The following is a 17852-nucleotide window of genomic DNA, read 5'->3' on the forward strand; positions in this document are numbered from 1 at the left end:
GACCTCAGCAACGGCGTCGACACCCAGGTCACCGTCGACGCGTCGTTCGTCGAGGCCCTSACGACCCTCGGCCTCACCCCCGCACCCGTCGGCGACGGCACCTTCGACGCCACCACGGGRACSTTCGCGTTCCCGATCACCGGCGGCAACGTCGACTACTACGACCCCGCCTCCGACGTGCGCCCCTACGTCCAGGGCGAGATCGACCACGACGGCTCGGGCCTTCGCGTTCCCGATCACCGGCGGCAACGTCGACTACTACGACCCCGCCTCCGACGTGCGCCCCTACGTCCAGGGCGAGATCGACCACGACGGCTCGGGCCTGTCGCTGACCGCCGGCGACACCGTCGTCGAGCTCACCGACTTCCGCATCGACCCGGGCGAGTCCAAGCTCTACGGCACCGTCACCGCCAACGGCGAGGTCGCCGCCGAACCACGACGGCTCGGGCCTGTCGCTGACCGCCGGCGACACCGTCGTCGAGCTCACCGACTTCCGCATCGACCCGGGCGAGTCCAAGCTCTACGGCACCGTCACCGCCAACGGCGAGGTCGCCGCCGAGGACGCTTACCTGTTCAACCTCTACGGCGGCAGCCTGAAGCCCCTGCAGATGGAGGGCTCGAACGCCGTCCTCGAGGGCACCACGGTGCACATCAGCCCCGATGCCGCCGCGCTGCTGAACCAGACCTTCAACACCGACGCCGTCCAGGACGAGATGCTCGTCGGCGTCGCGAAGATCACCGTCGCGACCGAGTAGTCGGCGNGCACATCAGCCCCGATGCCGCCGCGCTGCTGAACCAGACCTTCAACACCGACGCCGTCCAGGACGAGATGCTCGTCGGCGTCGCGAAGATCACCGTCGCCACGGAGTAACCCTCCCGGGCGGATCCGTGACGACGAGCCGGCTCCGCCCTGACGGGCGGAGCCGGTGATCCCGGTGGGCCCCCTCTCGCACTCTGTGCGGGAGGGGGCTTCTCCCGTTGAGAGGGGCGGTGCTCGGGGACGGCGGCTCCCCAGACGCCGAGGTCGGAGCGACTAGCACGAAGCGCAGGTGCCGCCGGCGTCGCGAGGTCACCTGTCGCCGGAGGTGGACGTCCCCGGCCCTGTCGTTCAGATGAGAGCTTCGTCGCGCTGCGATGGACAGCGACACGCCCGGGCTGTACTGTCTCGTCTCGTGCCGACAGTCGGCACGTTCGTCGCCTCGTCGACGTCGAGCACCCCGAGAGAGGACTCCACCGTGTCGAATCGCACCCTGACCGACATCCGTGCACCGCGCCTCCTCGGGGGCACCGGTCCGAGCCGCTATCTCGCGCAGCACGCACTGCCCGAGCAGCAGCAGATCACCGTGCTCGAACTCGACACCCTCTCGTAGGCCGCCCGCGTCATCCGACGCCCCGCGCCCACGAGGGCCGGGGCGCATCTCTCGCATCCACCGACACTGCAGGGTCGGCGTGCGTCCGTCCGCCCCGGACGACGACACCCCACCCCACAGAGGACCGAGAGGACCATGGAGAAGATCACTGCCCGGCTGTTCAGCTGGGCGAGCCTGCTCGAGGACAAGACCGAGCAGCAGGCCAGGACGACGTCGACGATGCCGTTCATCTACCCGCACCTCGCACTGATGCCCGATGCCCACCTGGGCCTCGGCGCGACCGTCGGGTCGGTGATCCCGACACTCGGCGCCGTCATGCCGGCCGCCGTCGGCGTCGACATCGGCTGCGGCATGATCGCCGTGCGCACGCAGTTCACGGCGGACGACCTGCCGTCCGACCGCAGGCCCCTGCGTGAGCAGATCGAGCGGGCGGTGCCGACCTCGGCCGGCGCCTACAACCGCAAGGTCGTCGCGACCGCCGAGCCACGCGTCGCGGAGCTCGAGGCGCTGGCCGCCGAGTCCGGCTTCGACCCGGCGTCGTACGCCCGCAACTGGCAGCTGCAGCTCGGCACGCTGGGCAGCGGCAACCACTTCATCGAGGTCAGCCTCGACGAGACGGATGCGGTGTGGCTGTTCCTGCACTCGGGCAGCCGGGGCGTCGGCAACAGGATCGCGCAGGCGCACATCAGGATCGCCCAGGCGGCCATGAAGCGCTGGTGGATCACGCTGCCCGACCCCGACCTCGCCTACCTGGTCGAGGGCACCGCGGAGTTCGACCGGTACATCGCCGAGCTCGGCTGGGCTCAGCGCTTCGCCCTGCTGAACCGCGAGGAGATGATGGACCGGGTCGTGCGCCAGTTCACCGACTGGGTCGGCTCGCCGGTGGAGGAGCAGGAGCGGATCAACTGCCACCACAACTTCACGCAGCGGGAGCGGCACTTCGGCAAGGACGTGTGGCTCAGCCGCAAGGGCGCCATCTCGGCGCGAGCGGGGCAGGCCGGGCTGATCCCCGGCAGCATGGGCACCGCCTCCTACGTCGTCGAGGGCAAGGGTCATCCCGTCGCCCTCGAGTCGTCACCGCACGGCGCCGGGCGGGCGTACTCGCGGAGCGCCGCACGCCGGAAGTTCACGCACGACGAGCTCCGCACCGCGATGGAGGGCATCGAGTACCGCGACACCGACGCGTTCCTCGATGAGATCCCCGCGGCGTACAAGCCCATCGACCAGGTCATGGCCGACGCGGCCGAGCTCGTGACGATCCGGCACACGCTGCGCCAGATCGTCAACGTCAAGGGCGACTAGCCGGGCGCGCAGGAGGTGCGGGTCATCTCGGACGAGGATTCTTCCGGCTGGGAGACCGAGATGATCCGACACCTGCGAACCGGGGTCGGCCCCGCAGGAGGTCGCGCGGTCTCCGTCGTGCGAGGGATATTCCCCGTGCGGTGAGCGACGATCCAGGGCCCGGTGCCAGGGTGAGGGGCATGCGTGTTCGTCTGAGCCCCCTCGTCGCCACCGCGTCAGCCGCCCTCCTGGTCGTCGGTCTCGCCGGCTGCACCTCCGAGGGCGCGGCGCCGCCCACCGAGACCGTCACGGCGACGGAGACCGTGACACCGACACCGACACCGGCGCCCACGGCATCCGGAACCCCAGCCCCGGCGCCCGCGCCCAGCGCCCCGGTGACGTCGACGCCCGGCCCTGACGGGGCCTCCGGAGGCGGGGGAGACCTCGGCGACGGGGCGGCAGGCTCCGTGGGCGACCGCTGCACCGTCGACGAGCTGCAGGGCGGCATCGACGACGGAGGCGGTGGTGCCGCCGGCAGCGTCGGCGTCGCACTCATCCTCACGAACGTCGGCGACCGCACCTGCGAGCTGCAGGGATGGCCCGGCGTCTCGTTCGTCGGCGGCGGCGACGGCACCCAGCTCGGAGCCTCCGCGACACTGGACCGCTCCACGGCGCATCCGACCGTAGAGATCGCCCCCGGCGGCTACGCCCAGGCCATCCTGACGATGGTGCAGGCGGGGAACTACGACGACGCCGAGTGCGAGCCCCAGCAGAGCGAGGGATTCCGCGTCTACCCGCCCGGATCGACGGCGTCGCTGTACATCGAGGCCGGGGGACGGCTCTTCACGGCCTGCACCTCCCCTGACGTGCAGCAGCTCTCGGTCGGGGCGATCGAGCCCGGCCCCTGACCGCCGTCCGGCCCGATCCGAGCACCATCGAGAGGAACCCCCATGCCCGCCAGATCGCGATCCCGGGTCCTCGCCGTGCTCGTCATCGGTGTCGTCGTGGCGGGCGCGGCCTCCGGGTGCACGGGCGTGCCCGGAGACGCCGACGGGCACTCGACCGGCGCCGGTCCCTCCGTCGCCGCGTCGCCGACGGCGGAATCGGAGACCCCCTCAGGAGGCGCGGAGGCCGGCTCGGACGCGCTGCCCCTCCCTCGCGACGAGATACCCGACTGGGCGGCGACGGCCCTCCCTCCGCAGGGCGGGGCGCCTCGCGTGATCGCTCAGAGCGGAGGGCTCGGCCCCAGCACGTCGACTCGGCTCACCGTGTCCGCGCCGGAGGCGCCCGCGGGTCGATACGCCGTCGACGTGGCGTGCCTCGGCGCCGGGACCGTCACCGTCCACCTGACGGAGCCCGAGGACGCCGCCTCTCCGGACGCCCCCGACGCGACCTGCTCCGATGAGACGATCAGCTTCGAGTACGACAGCAGCCCCGATGCGCCTCGCCTCAGCCTCGGCCTCGTCGGCGATCCGACCGTCTACGCCGTGGCCGTCGCGCCCGTGACGGACTGATCGGTCGCCCCCGGGTCCGGCCGGGCCGCACGCCGATGGGCGGCGCACCGCCGCGCGGCGTAGCGTCCACTGCTGTCGCCCGATGCACCTAGCGCTTCGGACTCACCGCACGGTCGGCCCGACACCGTGCGACGCGGCAGGCGTCCCCCGTGGCCCGAACCACGGGGGACGCCACCCCCTGTACCCCTCGCATTGCCAGCTAGGCGACACCTGTCGCGCGTAGTTTGGGAGCGTCGATCGGGGATTCGGGTCCTCGGTCGACGGGCGGGGCCACCACGTCGGGTACGTGATGCCGGCCCCGCCGCCTCTGTCCTCAGGGTCTGCGCGATGTGGCGTGTCGCGCTCCCTCGGGCTGTTCAGGCGTCAGCCGTTCCCGCACTCCCTTGAGGTCTCGAACTCGCCCTCGAGGGGACCGCGGGGTGATCGTCCGGCCGTGACGATCCGCGTCCGGACTTCCCGTCGTGTCGGGAGTCGGCGTCTTCGGCTGGGTCTGGCCTTCCGCTAGTCGGGGCGTCCGTTCTGCGGTTCGTCCGTCGGGACGAGCACGTCGCCCACCACGACCTCGGTGTTGCAGTCGAAGGGGCCGGCGGTGGCGGGTCGCGAGATCTGCCACCAGCGCCGGTCGAAGCGGTCGCAGACGGCGCTGGTGGCGTCGCCGGCGACGGCGACGTACTCGAGCGTGCCGCCCGGAGTCTCGCGGACGACTCCGGCAGCACCTTCCCTCTCGCCTCGATCGACGATGGACGCGGCCGTCGGTGCAGGCGTCGGAAGCGCGTCAGTCGCGCTCTGCGGAGTGGCCGAAGCCGAGGGGGTGGTGGGCGGGGGCGCCGAGTCGCTCGTGCACGAAGCGGATGCGAGCACCAGCGCCGCAGCGAATACAGGAGTCACCAGCCGGAATCTGATCGTCACACGATGAGATTAGGTCACCAGCCCTGCCCACTCGTGCAATGTCTTCCGTCCTCTGAGCGCGTGCTCGGCGAGTTCCGGGGCGGCATCGCGGCCGGTGAAGAGCGGGGTGACCGGTGTCGAACGTTCTCGCCCACGAGAATCAGTCCACTTCACGGACGGCCAGGGCGTTATCGATGTGATGGAGGCGCGAGGCACGCTCCGTGACCACAGGTGGCCGTAGACGACCATCTCGTCGTGACGGAGGACGATCCGCACCCGGTGGTTGCGAATCGCCGCCACGACTCCGATGACTGCTGCTGAGGCTCCCGTGACGGTCTGAGGCCAGCCCGGGGAGACCCAGGTGCCCTGCCAGATCGAGACCCCTCCGGCGACGATCAGGAACAGAGCCACCCCGAGACCCATCCGTCTGGCGAGTCGCAGCGGCCGGATGACGATGTCCGAGCCTGGGTCCCGGCCCTCGGAGTCCATGCACATCAGAGAACTCCCGCATGAGGCGCATGTCAAACGGTGAACAGGGTCGACATCGTCAACGGCACCATCAGTCCGAGCATCGTCCGCTCGATCACGACACTGGATCGGTGTCGTCGGGCGAGTGCCTGCACGACCGTGCGCTTCCGGGTGCCGGGTGCTAGCTTCCCGCCATGACCTGGCCCGCCGTGCACATCTCGCGACCCTTCGACCATGACGTCGAGACGGTGTCCGGGGTCGCCGGGCATCCGGAGGATCTCCCCCTCTGGGCGGCCGGTCTCAGCGCCGGCATCCGAGAGGAGGACGGGCGATGGTTCACGGACTCGCCCATGGGCGTCGTCGAGGTGGCCTTCACCGGCCCGGTCGCGTCGGGGATCCTCGATCACGACGTGACCCTGCCGGATGGGACGGTCGTGCGGAACGCCTTCCGGGTCGTCGCCAACGATGGCGGCAGTGAGGCGATCTTCACCCTGTTCCGCCGCGACGGCATGTCCGAGGCCGAGTTCCAGGCCGACGCCGACGCCGTCCGCGGCGACCTCGACAGGCTGGCGCTGCTGCTCGAGAAGCGCTTCCCGTCCGCCCGGTAGGCGGTCCCGCCCCCGCCCCGTGTCGAGCGCGATGCCGGACGGGTCCGCGGACCTCGTCAGGGACGAGGTGACCGGGCTCAGTGCCCGGCGCCGAGCTCGCCGGCGAGGCGGGCGTGCATCCCGCGGGAGGCCTCGTTCATGCCCTCGATGACGGCGTGTTTGCCGTGCCGGTCGTACCTGGTCGTGATCGCATCGAGCGCTGCCACGGTGGAGGCGTCCCAGATGTGCGAGCCGGAGAGGTCGATGACGACGTCCTCCGGGTCGTCGGCGTACTCGAACCGGGTGGTGAGGTCGTTGCTCGAGGCGAAGAACAGCGCGCCGGTGACCGTGTAGCGGGCTCGGCCGTCGCCCTCGTCGTTCGTCGCGAGCGTCCGCTCGACCGTCGCGAGGTGCGCCACCCGGTGGGCGAAGACGATCATCGCGGCCACGACGCCGAGCACGACGCCGATCGCGAGGTTGTGCGTGATCACGACCACGGCGACCGTGAGCGCCATGACGATCGTCTCGCCGAGCGGCATCCGCCGGAGTGTCGACGGCCGGATGCTGTGCCAGTCGAAGGTGCCCACGGAGACCATGATCATGACCGCCACGAGGGCCGCCATGGGGATCATCGCCACGACGTCGCCCAGGCCGACGACGAGGATCAGCAGGAAGACGCCCGCCATGAAGGTCGAGATGCGGGTGCGGGCGCCGGAGGCCTTGACGTTGATCATCGTCTGGCCGATCATCGCGCAGCCGCCCATCCCCCCGAAGAGGCCGGAGAGGATGTTCGCCCCGCCCTGGCCGAGGGTCTCGCGGGTCTTGCCGGAGCGGGTGTCGGTGATGTCGTCGACGAGCTTGGCGGTCATGAGCGACTCGAGGATCCCGACGAGCGCCAGTGCGACGGCGTAGGGGGCGATGATCGTGAACGTCTCGAGGGTGAGCGGCACCGACGGGAGGAGCAGCGACGGCAGGCTGTCGGGCAGCTCGCCCTGATCGCCGACGGTCGGGACGGCGATCGCAGCGGTCACGGTCGCCGCCGTGAGCAGCACGATCGCCACCAGCGGTGCCGGGACGACCCTGGTCAGGCGCGGCGCGAACACCATGATGCCGATGCCGACCGCCACCATCGGGTAGACGATCCAGGGCACGTCGACGAGGTTCGGCAGCTGTGCCGTGAAGATGAGGATCGCGAGCGCGTTGACGAAGCCGACCATGACGCTGCGCGGGATGAAGCGCATGAGCTTCGCCACGCCGAGCAGGCCCAGCGCGACCTGGAGGACCCCGCCGAGGATGACCGTCGCGATGAAGTAGTCGACCCCGTGCTCGCGCGCGACCGGGGCGATGACGAGCGCGATCGCACCGGTCGCCGCGGTGATCATCGCCGGCCGGCCTCCGAGGAACGCGATCGACACCGCCATGACGAAGGAGGAGAACAGGCCGACCCGCGGATCGACGCCGGCGATGATCGAGAACGAGATCGCCTCGGGGATGAGGGCCAACGCGACGACCAGGCCGGCGAGCACCTCCCGGCTGAGGATCCTCGGGCTGCGCAGGGCGGTCAGCACCGAGGGCTCGGCGCGAGACCGGGCCGAGACGGGCGCTTCGGGGGAGATGGTCATGGGGGCTCCTGACGGAGACGGGGCTCTCATCGTGGGAGCCGATCGGATGATGTCGGGGGTCGGGCGCGTCATCGCGCACGTCGCCTGCTCGACCGCACCGGAGAGCGCGGGAGAATGGCGGAGGAGGTCACGTCGACCGGCTGTCCAGCCGGTGACCAGAACTCTACCCTAACGTAAGGGTCGATTTGGAAAGGCGGTGTCCGATGGTCTCCGGGCGCAGCATGATGCACATCGGCGAACTCGCCGAGCGGTCCGGGATGTCGCTGCGGAGTCTGCGGCACTACGACGAGATCGGCCTCGTGTCCGCCTCCGGCCGGACCGAGGGCGGGTTCCGCCTCTACACCGAGACCGACTACGACCGGCTCATCCTGATCCGGCGGATGAAGCCTCTCGGCTTCAGTCTCGACGAGATGGCCGACCTCCTGCGCATCATCGACGCACTCGAGGAGGACCCCGACGGCACCGATCGATCGGAGCTGCGGGCCGGACTGACCGGCTTCATCGAGCAGGCGGTCGAGCGGCGGGAGAAGCTGCGCCGTCAGCTCGACATGGCCGACGAATTCGTGGAGCTCCTCCGCACCCGCTGACGCTCGGCCGGGCGTCACCTGGTCGTGGCGGCGGATGTCCTGCGAGCACGGTCTAGGTTGGGCCCGGGGCACCCACGGAAGGAACCGCCATGAGCATGGAAGGCGCGGCCTGGAGCTCGCTCTACAAGATCTCGACCGCCCGAGACGGCGATCACGGCTTCTCCCGCGAGTCCGTCCGCCGGATCATGACGTTCGCCGTGCCGTACCGCTCCAAGCTGGTGGTCTTCATCATCCTCTCCGTCGTGGGCGCGTTCCTCGCGGTCGCGACGCCGGTCCTCGCCGGTCGGGTGGTCGACGTGATCGTCGCCCGCGGCGCGGTCTCCACGATCGTCCGGCTCGCGGTCGTCATCGCCCTCGTGGCCGTGGCCGACGCCGCCGTGTCGCTCGTGACGCGCTGGTACTCGGCACGGATCGGCGAGGGCGTGATCCTCGACCTCCGCACCGCCGTGTTCGACCACGTGCAGAAGATGCCGATCGCGTTCTTCACGCGCACGCGGACGGGCGCCCTCGTGAGCCGTCTCAACAACGACGTGATCGGTGCGCAGCAGGCCTTCAGCGGCACGCTGTCGGGGGTGGTCACGAACCTCGTGGCGCTGGTCCTCACCTTGAGCGTCATGCTCAGCACGTCCTGGCTCGTGACGGTGCTCGCGGTCGTCATGCTCCCGATCTTCCTCGTGCCCGCGCGCCGCATGGGCAGCCGTCTCGCCGCCCTGCGCCGCGAGGCCGCCGATCACAACTCCGCCATGAGCACCCAGATGACCGAGCGCTTCTCGGCGCCCGGAGCCACCCTCGTCAAGCTCTTCGGCCGCCCGGACGAGGAGTCGGCGGAGTTCCGCGTCCGCGCCGCCCGCGTCCGCGACATCGGGGTCCGGACCGCGCTCCTGCAGTTCGTCTTCGTCACCGCGTTGACCCTCGTCTCCGCCCTCGCCCTGGCGCTCGTCTACGGGCTCGGCGGTGCCCTCGCGCTCGCCGACCAGCTCGACACGGGCGAGGTGGTCACCCTGGCTCTCCTCCTCACCCGCCTGTACGTGCCCCTCACCGGTCTCGCGAACGCGCGGGTGGAGATCATGAGCGCCGTGGTCAGCTTCGAGCGCGTCTTCGAGGTGCTCGACCTGGAGCCGCTCATCCGCGAGAAGCCCGACGCCGCCTCCGTCCCCGAGGGCCCGGTGAGCGTCGAGTTCGACGACGTCCGCTTCGCGTACCCGTCCGCCGACAAGGTGTCGCTCGCCTCGCTCGAGGAGGTCGCGACGCTCGACACCCGCGGCGGTGAGGAGGTGCTGCACGGCGTGTCGTTCCGCATCGAGCCGGGGCAGACCGTCGCCCTCGTCGGCACGTCCGGTGCCGGCAAGTCGACGATCGCGCAGCTGCTCTCGCGCCTGTACGACGTCGACGGCGGCGCGGTGCGGCTCGCGGGGACGGACGTGCGCGACGTGACCTTCGCCTCGATGCGCCACACCCTCGGGATGGTGACGCAGGACGGCCACCTGTTCCACGAGACCATCCTGTCCAACCTGCGCCTCGCGAGGCCCGAGGCGTCCGAGGACGAGGTCTGGGACGCCGTCCGCCGCGCCCGCCTCGAACCGCTCATCCGGTCGCTGCCCGATCAGCTGGACACCATGGTGGGCGAGCGCGGCTACCGGCTGTCCGGGGGAGAGCGCCAGCGGATGACCATCGCGAGGCTCCTGCTCGCCCAGCCGCGGGTCGTCATCCTCGACGAGGCGACCGCCGCGCTCGACTCGACGTCGGAGGCCGCCGTGCAGGCCGCGCTCAGCGAGGCGCTCGAGGGCCGGACGGCGATGGTGATCGCGCACCGTCTCTCCACCATCCGCAGCGCCGATCAGATCCTCGTGATCGAGGACGGCTCGATCATCGAGCGCGGCACGCACGAGGAGCTGCTCGCCGCGGAGGGGCGCTACGAGGAGCTGCACCGGACCCAGTTCGCCGTGCAGAAGAACGTCGCGGCCGACGAGGAGGCGCGGAGCGGGTCGTAGCCCCGAGCCCCAGCCGCGGCGGGGAGCGAGCAGACTGGGCTGATCCTCCTCGAAGAAAGAAGACCATGTCAGCGCTGACAGTCCTGTTCATCGGCGGCACCGGCATCATCAGCTCGGCGGCCGCCGTCCGAGCCGTCGAGCTCGGTCACGAAGTCACCCTGCTCAATCGGGGGTCGTCCTCGCTCCGACCCGCGCCTCCCGGGGTCGAGGTGCTGACCGGCGACGTCGCGGATCCGGCCTCGATCCGCTGGGCCCTCGGCGACCGGTCGTTCGACGTCGTCGTCGACTTCGTCGCCTTCACCCCCGACCAGGTGCAGGCCGACATCGACCTCTTCACCGGTCGCACCGGCCAGTACGTGTTCATCAGTTCGGCGTCGGCCTATCAGAAGCCGGTCGCCGCGCTGCCGATCCGCGAGTCGTCGCCGCTGCGCAACCCGTTCTGGCAGTACTCCCGCGACAAGATCGCCTGCGAGGACCTCCTCGTCGGCGCCTACCGCGATCAGGGCTTCCCGGTCACGATCATCCGGCCCTCGCACACCTACGACCGCACCTCCCTCCCCGTCACCGGCGGCTGGACCGTCGTCGACCGGATGCGCCGCGGCCTCGAGGTCGTCGTCCCGGGCGACGGGACGTCGCTCTGGACCCTCACGCATCACGCCGACTTCGCACGGGCGTTCGTCGGACTGCTGGGACTCCCGGCCGCGGTCGGCGACGTGTTCCACATCACCTCCGACGAGGCCCTGCCGTGGGACCAGATCTACACGACCCTCGCCGCCGCGGCCGGGGTCGACGACCCGAGGCTCGTCCACGTGGCGAGCGAGAGCGTCGCCGTCGTCGAGCCCGAGTGGGGCCCGGGGCTCCTCGGCGACAAGGCGCACTCGGTCGTGTTCGACAACTCGAAGGTCAAGGCGTTCGTCCCCGGCTGGCAGGCGACGACGTCGTGGGCCACGGGCGCTCGCGAGATCATCGAGTGGTTCGACGACGACTCGTCACGTCGCGAGACCGACCCGGCGGCGGAACGGGCCTTCGACCGCCTCCTCGCGGGCGCTCGCGGCTTCGGCGGAGAGGGAGAGGACCCCCTCGGCACCGGCGAGTGAGACACGGCCGACGCGACGGGGATCAGAGCCGTCGCGGTGGCCGGTCGGGGTGGACGGTCGGTCCCGAAACCGAGGCCGTTCCGGCGCGTGAACCGCGCGCCTCCCTGGATGATTACAACGCATGGACCTCGGGTTGTCGACGTGGCCGTGAACGTCCCTCGCAATTCGTACAGAGGCGTCGACGGAACCCGCTCGGCATCCGATCATCACCCCGCGGATGCCTCTCGGACCGCCGCGTCCGGCACGTCGGCGCGGAGGCGTCGCACGCTCGGTGCCGAGAGCGCTGCCGCGGTCGCGAGGACGATGACGAGTGCGCACGCGACGAGCGTCGACCGCGCGCCGAACACGTGCGCGGCCGGGCCCACGAGGATCTCGCCGAGGGGGATGGCGACGAACGAGCCGACCATGTCGTACGAGTACACCCGGGCCAGCGCCTCCCGGGGGATGCGGGTCTGCAGCGACTGATCCCACGAGATGGCGAAGATCTCGAGGGCGACGCCCCCGAGCAGGAAGGCCGCGACGAGCACCGGCAGGGCGGGAGCCAGCCCGAGGGTCGCGACCGGCACCGCGGTCACGGCCATGAGCCCCACCCCGACGGCCAGTGCCCGGCGCGGGCGCCAGCGGAGGGCCACGAGCGCCCCGACGGCCAGGCCGACGGTCTGGGCTGCGACGACGAGGCCCCAGGCGGCGCGCCCGAACGACTCGTCGGCGACGACGGGGCCGAGCACCGTCGTCGCTCCGACGAAGGCGGCGTTGAGGACGGCGAACTGCGCGACCACGATCCACACCCACGAGCGGCGGGTGAACTCGTGCCAGCCCTCGCGCAGGTCGGCGAGCACCGTCGTCGGCCCTCCGCCCTCCGAGACCGGGCGAGCCGCCGCGGGCAGTCGCAGTCGCGCGAAGAGGGCGCCGGCCACGGCGAAGCCCGCCGCGTCGACGGCGAGCCCCCACCCCGGTCCGACGACGGCGACGAGACCGGCTCCGGCGGAGGCGCCGAGGATGCCGCCCGTGCTCAGTCCCAGCCGGAGGAGCGCGTTCGCCGGTCGCAGCAGCGCCGGCGGAACCGTCTCGGGCACCAGCGCCGCGGCCGCCGGCAGGCTGACGGCGGCGACCGCTCCGTTCAGCACGCTCAACACCACGAGCAGCGGGATCGTCGCCGCCCCGGTGATGACGAGCGCGGCGACCACGGCCTGGGTCGCCGCGGCCGCCAGGGAGGCTCCCACGAGCACGACGTCGCGCGGCAGCCGGTCGGCGATCACGCCGCCGAGCAGCAGCACCGCCACGTTCGCGATCGACCGGGCGGCGACGACGAGGCCCAGGTCGGCCGCCGAGCCCGTGAGGTCGAGCACGGCGAAGGCCAGCGCGATGGGTGCGACGGAGTTGCCGAGGATGCTGGTCGTCCGCGCGGCGAGCAGCCACCGGAAGGCGCGATGCGCGAGGGGACCGCCTCGCGCGCCGGCGGTTCCGGGAGCCGAGGAGGCGCCTCCTCGGTCTCCGGTCATCGTCGCCTCATCGGGAACAGCGCCGCCGTCATCGACACGGGCCGCGTGCCCGGCGTGCGCGGGGGCTGCGCCGCCGCGTGCAGGAGGGACGACGCCTGGCCCACGTGATGGACGACGCGACGCCAGGTCTCGGGGTCGACCCACAGCTCGGCGTCGGTCGAGATCTGGTGCCCTCCGGTCCTGAGGCGCGAGCGCCGACGGAGCTCGTCGACGAGAGCCTCGACGTATTCGGCACGCAGGTCGTCGCCCGCGACGGCCGGAGTCGGCTCGGGCGGGAACGGCCGCGCCGACGACAGATGCCGGTAGCGCTTCGCGTCGCCGCCCCGGATCCGCACCACGTCGACGACGGTCACGAGCCCGACGCGCTCGAGGACGCGCAGGTGGTAGCTCGCGGTCGCCTGCGAGACCCCCAGCTCGCGTCCGGACTCGGCGGCGCTCATGGCCGCCCCCGTCAGGAGCGAGAGGAGGCGGAGGCGGATCGGGTGAGCGGTGGCGCGCAATTCGTCGAGGTCGGACATGCGGCAATCGTGGGCGCTCGCCGGCCGACCGTCAAATGTCTCTTTGGGGGTCGTGGCGGGAGACGAGGAGGCGCCCCGCTCGGCTGTCGAGCGGGGCGCCTCGGGGGATGGTGCGGCGGTGCGAACGGATCAGGTGCGGTCGCGGCCTGTCCGGTCGTCCGCGCTGCTGCCGGGTGCGGCCCCCTCGGCCACGGTCGCGTCGGACTCGGACTCGGACTCGGACTCGGACTTGGCCGTCGCGTCCGCGTCGGTCGTCGCCTCGGCCTCGGCCGCGGCGTACGAAGCGCTGAGCGCCTCGTCGGGCTCGTGCTCGACCCAGGCCAGATCGTCCTGCGAGTGGTCGTAGGCGGCGGGGACGAGCGCGAAGTCGTCGCCGTACTCCTCGAGGCCGTTGCGGACGCTGTGCCGCACGACGCGTTCGGCGTACTCGTCGCGGAGGATGAGCGGGTCACGACGGAGGTCCTTCGTGAACGCGATCATGATGAACGCCATGATGATCGCGAACGGCAGCGCCGCGATGATCGTGACGTTCTGCAGCGCGCTGAGACCCGCCCCGTCCTCACCTCCCGCGACGAGCAGCACCGCCGCGATGGCCCCGACGAGGACACCCCAGGTCACCGTCACCCAGCGCGACGGCTCGGGGCGGCCCTGCTGCGACAGGGTGCCCATGACCAGCGAGGCCGAGTCGGCTCCGGTGATGAAGAAGATGGCGACGAGCACCGCGGCGATCACCGTCGTGACACCGGCCAGCGGCAGGCTGCCGAGCATGCCGAACAGGACCTCCTCCGGAGGGCTGCTGGGCAGCGGCGCGTCGTTCATCCGCTGATCGATGGCGGTGACGCCGAAGATGGCGAACCAGATGAACGACACGATCGACGGGACGACCACGACGACCGAGACGAACTGGCGCAGGGTGCGGCCGCGCGAGATCTTGGCGATGAACATGCCGACGAAGGGGGACCACGAGATCCACCAGGCCCAGTAGAAGATCGTCCAGCTGGAGAGGAACGCCTGCGCCTCCTCGCCCTGCGAACCGGAGCGGCCGATCATCATCGGCAGATCGCCGACGAACTGCGCGGCGACCGACGGGATGACGTTGAGGATCAGCATCGACGGTCCGACGAAGAAGACGAACAGCGCCAGCAGGAGCGCGACGACGGTGTTGATGTTCGACAGCGCCTGGATGCCCCGCGAGACGCCCGAGACGGCGGAGATGATGAACGCGATCGTGAGCACGGTGATGACCCCGACGAGCAGGGCGTTGCCGGCCTGGCCTATGCCGCTGATCAGCTCGACTCCGTGGCCGATCTGGAGGGCGCCGAGACCGAGCGAGGCCGCCGTGCCGAAGAGCGTCACGATGATCGCGAAGATGTCGATGGTCTTGCCGATGGGGCCCTGGGTGCGGTCCTCGCCGAGCAGCGAGGCGAAGATCGAGGAGATCAGCGGCGTCCGGCCACGACGGTAGGCGCCGTAGGCGATCGCCCCGCCGATCAGGGCGTAGAACGACCACGCCTGCGGACCCCAGTGGTACAGGACCTGCGTCAGGGCCGTGTGCATCGCCTCGACGGTCTCGGCCTCGTCGGTGCCCGGCGGCGGGCTCTCGAAGAACGTCAGCGGCTCGGCGGCGCCCCAGAAGACGAGGCCGATGCCCATCCCGGCGGCGAACAGCATCGAGATCCACGAGAACATCGAGAACTCGGGGGCCTCGTCGTCGCGGCCGAGGCGGATGCGACCGAAGCGGCCGAAGCCGACCCAGAGCATGAAGACGAGGATCACGGTCGCGATCGAGGTGAAGAACCATCCGGTGTACTCGATGATCCAGCCGAGCACGGCCGTCGCCGTCGAGGCGAGGCTGTCGCCGCCGAGGACGCCCCAGGCGAGGAACGCGACCGTGAAGAGGATCGCGACGCCGAAGACGACCCGATCGGTGCGGAACACGCGACCGGTCTGCTCGACGCCGAGACCGGGTATGAGGGCCGGGTGGACGCCGACGGGCGGTGGTTCGGTGAGGTCACGGACGAGGCGTCGGGCGCCTCCGGCGGTGCGTTCATGCGGGTTCGCGCCGGTCGGATCGGTCGGTTTCGGGGCCTGCTCGTTTCCTTGCATGAGATGAAATTGTCCGTGATGCGAAGGGAAACGTCTAATCGAGGTGGCCGAGCGGACCGGCGGCGAGCCCTGAGAAGCGACCGGGATCCGCCCCGATGTCATCCTCCCGGCGGGCCGGTGGTCCTCGAGACCGACGCGATCACGACGCTCTCCCGCGATCCTGGTGACATGACACGACGCCTCGGCCACGCCCTCGTCTGGTGGTCGCTCGCCGCGGCCGTCGGTCTGCTCCTCGGGGGAGCGACCTCGTTCGCGCAGCAGCACCTGCCCGACGGGCTCCGCTCGTTCGCGAACTCGAACAGCGGGTGGACGCTGCTGGCCTTCGCCGTGGTCGTGGTCTCTACGCGGTGGTCGAGCGCCCGCCCCTGGTGGGTCGCCGCGGGCGTCGGACTCGTCGTCTTCCATGCTCTCCTCCAGGGCTATGCGATCGTGTCGACCCTCCGCGGATTCCCGGACTCCTACGGGCCCGGCGACTTCTTCTTCGTCGTGGCGTCGCTCGCGGGCCCGGTCATCGGGCTGGCGGGGCTCTGGTGGCGTTCCGCCTCGGGCGTGCGGCGGGCGGTGGGGGCCGCGGTGTTCGCGGCGGTCATGATCGGCGACGGCGCCTGGGGGCTCCTCCGGGTCGTCGAGACGACGGGGTGGCTCTACTGGGTGCTGAGCATCGCCGTCGGCCTCGGCTTCCTCGCCTGGACGGCGAGCCGCCTCCTCGCGGCCCGGCGCGACCGGGGGCTCGCGGTCGGCCTGACGATCGTGGGCGCCGCCCTGTTCGCGGCGCTCTTCAGCGCCCTCTGACCGGCCGGAACGATCCGTGACGGGCCGTTCCCTCGCGGGTGCGGAAGCGGACCCCATCGGAGGCGCGGCGTCCGGGAGGAACGCGGAGTACTGTGGCCGAGCACGCCGCGGATGGCCGCGGATCGTGCCTCGGATCAGACCCTGCCGAGTCCGTCGACGGCGACCGCCGCTCGACGGTCGTCGTCTCGGGGCCGGTGCTCCGCAGACCCGATGCGCACGAGGTCCGCATGATCGTCTCCCCCCGTCATCTCATCGCCCGGCCGCTCATCGGCTGGTGGCTCTCGACGAGCGCCGCATCGTGGCGTCGCCACGACATGCCCGCCGACTCCCCGCACGTCAACGCACGAGGAGCCGACCCCGACCGCGTCCTCCTCGCGGGGGATGGAGCGGCGACCGGCCGCGCCGTGCTCACCCACGACCTCGGGCTGCCCGCATCCCTCGCGCGGGCGCTCACCGGGCGCACGGGTCGGGCGACCGACGTCGACGCCGTCGTCACGGGCGACATGACCGCGCACAGCTGTCTGTCCGCTCTGGCCGACGTCGATCTCGAGCGCTTCGACGTCGTCGTCCTGATGGTCGGCGCGAACGAGGCCCTCGCCCTGACACCGGTCCCGGCGTGGGAGGAGGCCCTGGGCGCCCTGCTCGACGACGTCGCCGGGCGGTCGCCGGCGGCCACGCGCATCCTCGTCCTCCCGATCGCCTCCTTCGGGGCCGTGCCGGGATTCCCGCGATCACTGGCGCGCGTGGTGGATCGGCACGTCCGGACGATGAACGAGGCGACGTCGGCGCTCGTGGCGCGCCTCCCCGGGGTCGAGGTCGTCCCCGTCGACGCGTCGGCAGCCTCAGAGCCCGAGGGGTCCTCCGCGTACCGCCGCTGGGCCGAGGCGATCGCGGTGCGCGTCAGCGCCTCCCTCGATCCGGCCCGGGCGGCTGCGCGCAGCACGGAGGAGGACGACGAGCGGAGGCGTCAGGAGGCGCTCCTCGCCCTCGCCGATCGCCGCCCCGTCACGGAGGAGGACGCCGGGCTCGACGCCCTCGCCGAGAGGGCCCGGCAGGCGTTCGGCACGTCGATCGCCGCGGTGACGCTCGTCGAGAGCGACGTTCAGGTCATGCGCGCGGCTCGGGGCATCGACCCGGTGGTCCTGCCCCGGGACGAGGCGTTCTGCGACCTCACGATCCGGCGCGCCTCGCACTTCGTCGTCGAGGACGCGAGTCTCGACTCCCGATACGCCGACTACTCGATCGTGGCCGGCGATCCGGGCGTCCGATTCTATGCGGGATACCCGATCGAGTCGCCGGACGGACACCGCGTGGGGGCGCTGTGCATCATGGACACCGAGCCGCGGAGGTTCACACCCCACGACGCCGCGCTGCTCCGCAGCATGGCCGAGGGGGTCCAGGCGCACCTCTGGCGCGACCGGGACTGACCGGTCGCGGCGTGCGCCGGCGCGGTCGGACGGGTACCGCCTCGCCCCGGGACGACGACGCGGCACCGTGCTCCCGCACCCGCAGGGGTGGCGAGGCGCACG

The 17852-nt window shown here is 71.4% G+C and carries 17 protein-coding genes; 11 read left to right on the forward strand and 6 right to left on the reverse strand.

Annotation, left to right across the window (positions count from 1 at the left end; translation table 11 throughout):
* On the reverse strand, positions 1-210 hold a 210-nt coding region (locus tag ASF17_RS15935), incomplete at its 3' end, for a hypothetical protein (protein ID WP_235476361.1).
* Between the two features lie 398 nt (positions 211-608).
* On the opposite strand from ASF17_RS15935, the gene ASF17_RS15485 reads away from it, so the two are divergent.
* The 5 genes from ASF17_RS15485 (at position 609) to ASF17_RS04040 (ending at position 4165) form a co-directional block, all read left to right on the forward strand.
* Positions 609-755: a hypothetical protein gene (locus ASF17_RS15485; RefSeq protein WP_156357303.1), complete on the forward strand. Its 147-nt coding sequence runs from the start codon at positions 609-611 to the stop codon at positions 753-755.
* 480 nt (positions 756-1235) lie between these two features.
* Entirely contained in the window at positions 1236-1370 is a 135-nt protein-coding gene (locus ASF17_RS16075; RefSeq protein ID WP_255354989.1) for a hypothetical protein, read from the forward strand.
* A gap of 135 nt (positions 1371-1505) precedes the next feature.
* Entirely contained in the window at positions 1506-2672 is a 1167-nt protein-coding gene (locus tag ASF17_RS04030) for an RtcB family protein (protein ID WP_055795671.1), read from the forward strand.
* A gap of 179 nt (positions 2673-2851) precedes the next feature.
* Positions 2852-3559: a DUF4232 domain-containing protein gene (locus ASF17_RS16080; protein WP_055795673.1), complete on the forward strand. Its 708-nt coding sequence runs from the start codon at positions 2852-2854 to the stop codon at positions 3557-3559.
* Between the two features lie 42 nt (positions 3560-3601).
* Positions 3602-4165, forward strand: a complete 564-nt coding sequence (locus ASF17_RS04040) for a lipase chaperone (protein ID WP_055795675.1) — start codon at positions 3602-3604, stop codon at positions 4163-4165.
* Positions 4166-4666: 501 nt separating this feature from the next.
* Here ASF17_RS04040 and ASF17_RS04045 read toward each other — a convergent pair.
* Entirely contained in the window at positions 4667-5053 is a 387-nt protein-coding gene (locus ASF17_RS04045; protein ID WP_156357304.1) for a hypothetical protein, read from the reverse strand.
* A gap of 662 nt (positions 5054-5715) precedes the next feature.
* On the opposite strand from ASF17_RS04045, the gene ASF17_RS04055 reads away from it, so the two are divergent.
* A complete protein-coding gene (locus ASF17_RS04055) occupies positions 5716-6129 on the forward strand; it encodes a hypothetical protein (protein WP_055795681.1) in 414 nt (137 codons plus the stop codon).
* A gap of 77 nt (positions 6130-6206) precedes the next feature.
* Here ASF17_RS04055 and ASF17_RS04060 read toward each other — a convergent pair whose 3' ends face one another.
* Positions 6207-7730 (reverse strand): SulP family inorganic anion transporter, encoded by a 1524-nt coding sequence (locus tag ASF17_RS04060; RefSeq protein ID WP_055795683.1) that lies wholly within the window; start codon positions 7728-7730, stop codon positions 6207-6209.
* Positions 7731-7933: 203 nt separating this feature from the next.
* On the opposite strand from ASF17_RS04060, the gene ASF17_RS04065 reads away from it, so the two are divergent.
* The 3 genes from ASF17_RS04065 (at position 7934) to ASF17_RS04075 (ending at position 11405) form a co-directional block, all read left to right on the forward strand.
* Complete coding sequence (locus ASF17_RS04065) at positions 7934-8317, forward strand: MerR family transcriptional regulator (RefSeq protein WP_055795686.1); 384 nt, start codon at positions 7934-7936, stop codon at positions 8315-8317.
* An 89-nt stretch (positions 8318-8406) separates the two neighbouring features.
* Complete coding sequence (locus ASF17_RS04070) at positions 8407-10308, forward strand: ABC transporter ATP-binding protein (protein ID WP_055795688.1); 1902 nt, start codon at positions 8407-8409, stop codon at positions 10306-10308.
* A gap of 65 nt (positions 10309-10373) precedes the next feature.
* On the forward strand, positions 10374-11405 hold the full coding sequence (locus tag ASF17_RS04075) for an SDR family oxidoreductase (protein ID WP_055795690.1): 1032 nt from the start codon (positions 10374-10376) through the stop codon (positions 11403-11405).
* 206 nt (positions 11406-11611) lie between these two features.
* On the opposite strand, the gene ASF17_RS04080 is transcribed toward ASF17_RS04075, so the two are convergent.
* The 3 genes from ASF17_RS04080 to ASF17_RS04090 all read right to left on the reverse strand — a co-directional run bounded on the left by ASF17_RS04080 (position 11612) and on the right by ASF17_RS04090 (position 15531).
* Positions 11612-12907, reverse strand: a complete 1296-nt coding sequence (locus ASF17_RS04080) for an MFS transporter (protein ID WP_055795693.1) — start codon at positions 12905-12907, stop codon at positions 11612-11614.
* Positions 12904-13425, reverse strand: a complete 522-nt coding sequence (locus ASF17_RS04085; protein WP_055795695.1) for a helix-turn-helix domain-containing protein — start codon at positions 13423-13425, stop codon at positions 12904-12906. The genes ASF17_RS04080 and ASF17_RS04085 overlap by 4 nt, the downstream gene beginning before the upstream one ends.
* 129 nt (positions 13426-13554) lie before the next feature.
* Positions 13555-15531 carry a BCCT family transporter gene (locus ASF17_RS04090; protein WP_055795697.1) on the reverse strand — a complete coding sequence of 659 codons (1977 nt, stop codon included), beginning with the start codon at positions 15529-15531 and terminating at the stop codon, positions 13555-13557.
* A 168-nt stretch (positions 15532-15699) separates the two neighbouring features.
* On the opposite strand from ASF17_RS04090, the gene ASF17_RS04095 reads away from it, so the two are divergent.
* Together ASF17_RS04095 and ASF17_RS04100 are read left to right on the forward strand one after the other, a co-directional pair.
* Complete coding sequence (locus tag ASF17_RS04095; protein WP_156357305.1) at positions 15700-16323, forward strand: DUF6518 family protein; 624 nt, start codon at positions 15700-15702, stop codon at positions 16321-16323.
* 227 nt (positions 16324-16550) lie between these two features.
* A complete protein-coding gene (locus ASF17_RS04100; protein ID WP_156357306.1) occupies positions 16551-17750 on the forward strand; it encodes a GAF domain-containing protein in 1200 nt (399 codons plus the stop codon).
* Positions 17751-17852 lie beyond the last annotated feature (102 nt).

This window comes from Frigoribacterium sp. Leaf263 (genome assembly GCF_001422285.1).
In the GTDB taxonomy this organism is placed as follows: domain Bacteria; phylum Actinomycetota; class Actinomycetes; order Actinomycetales; family Microbacteriaceae; genus Frigoribacterium.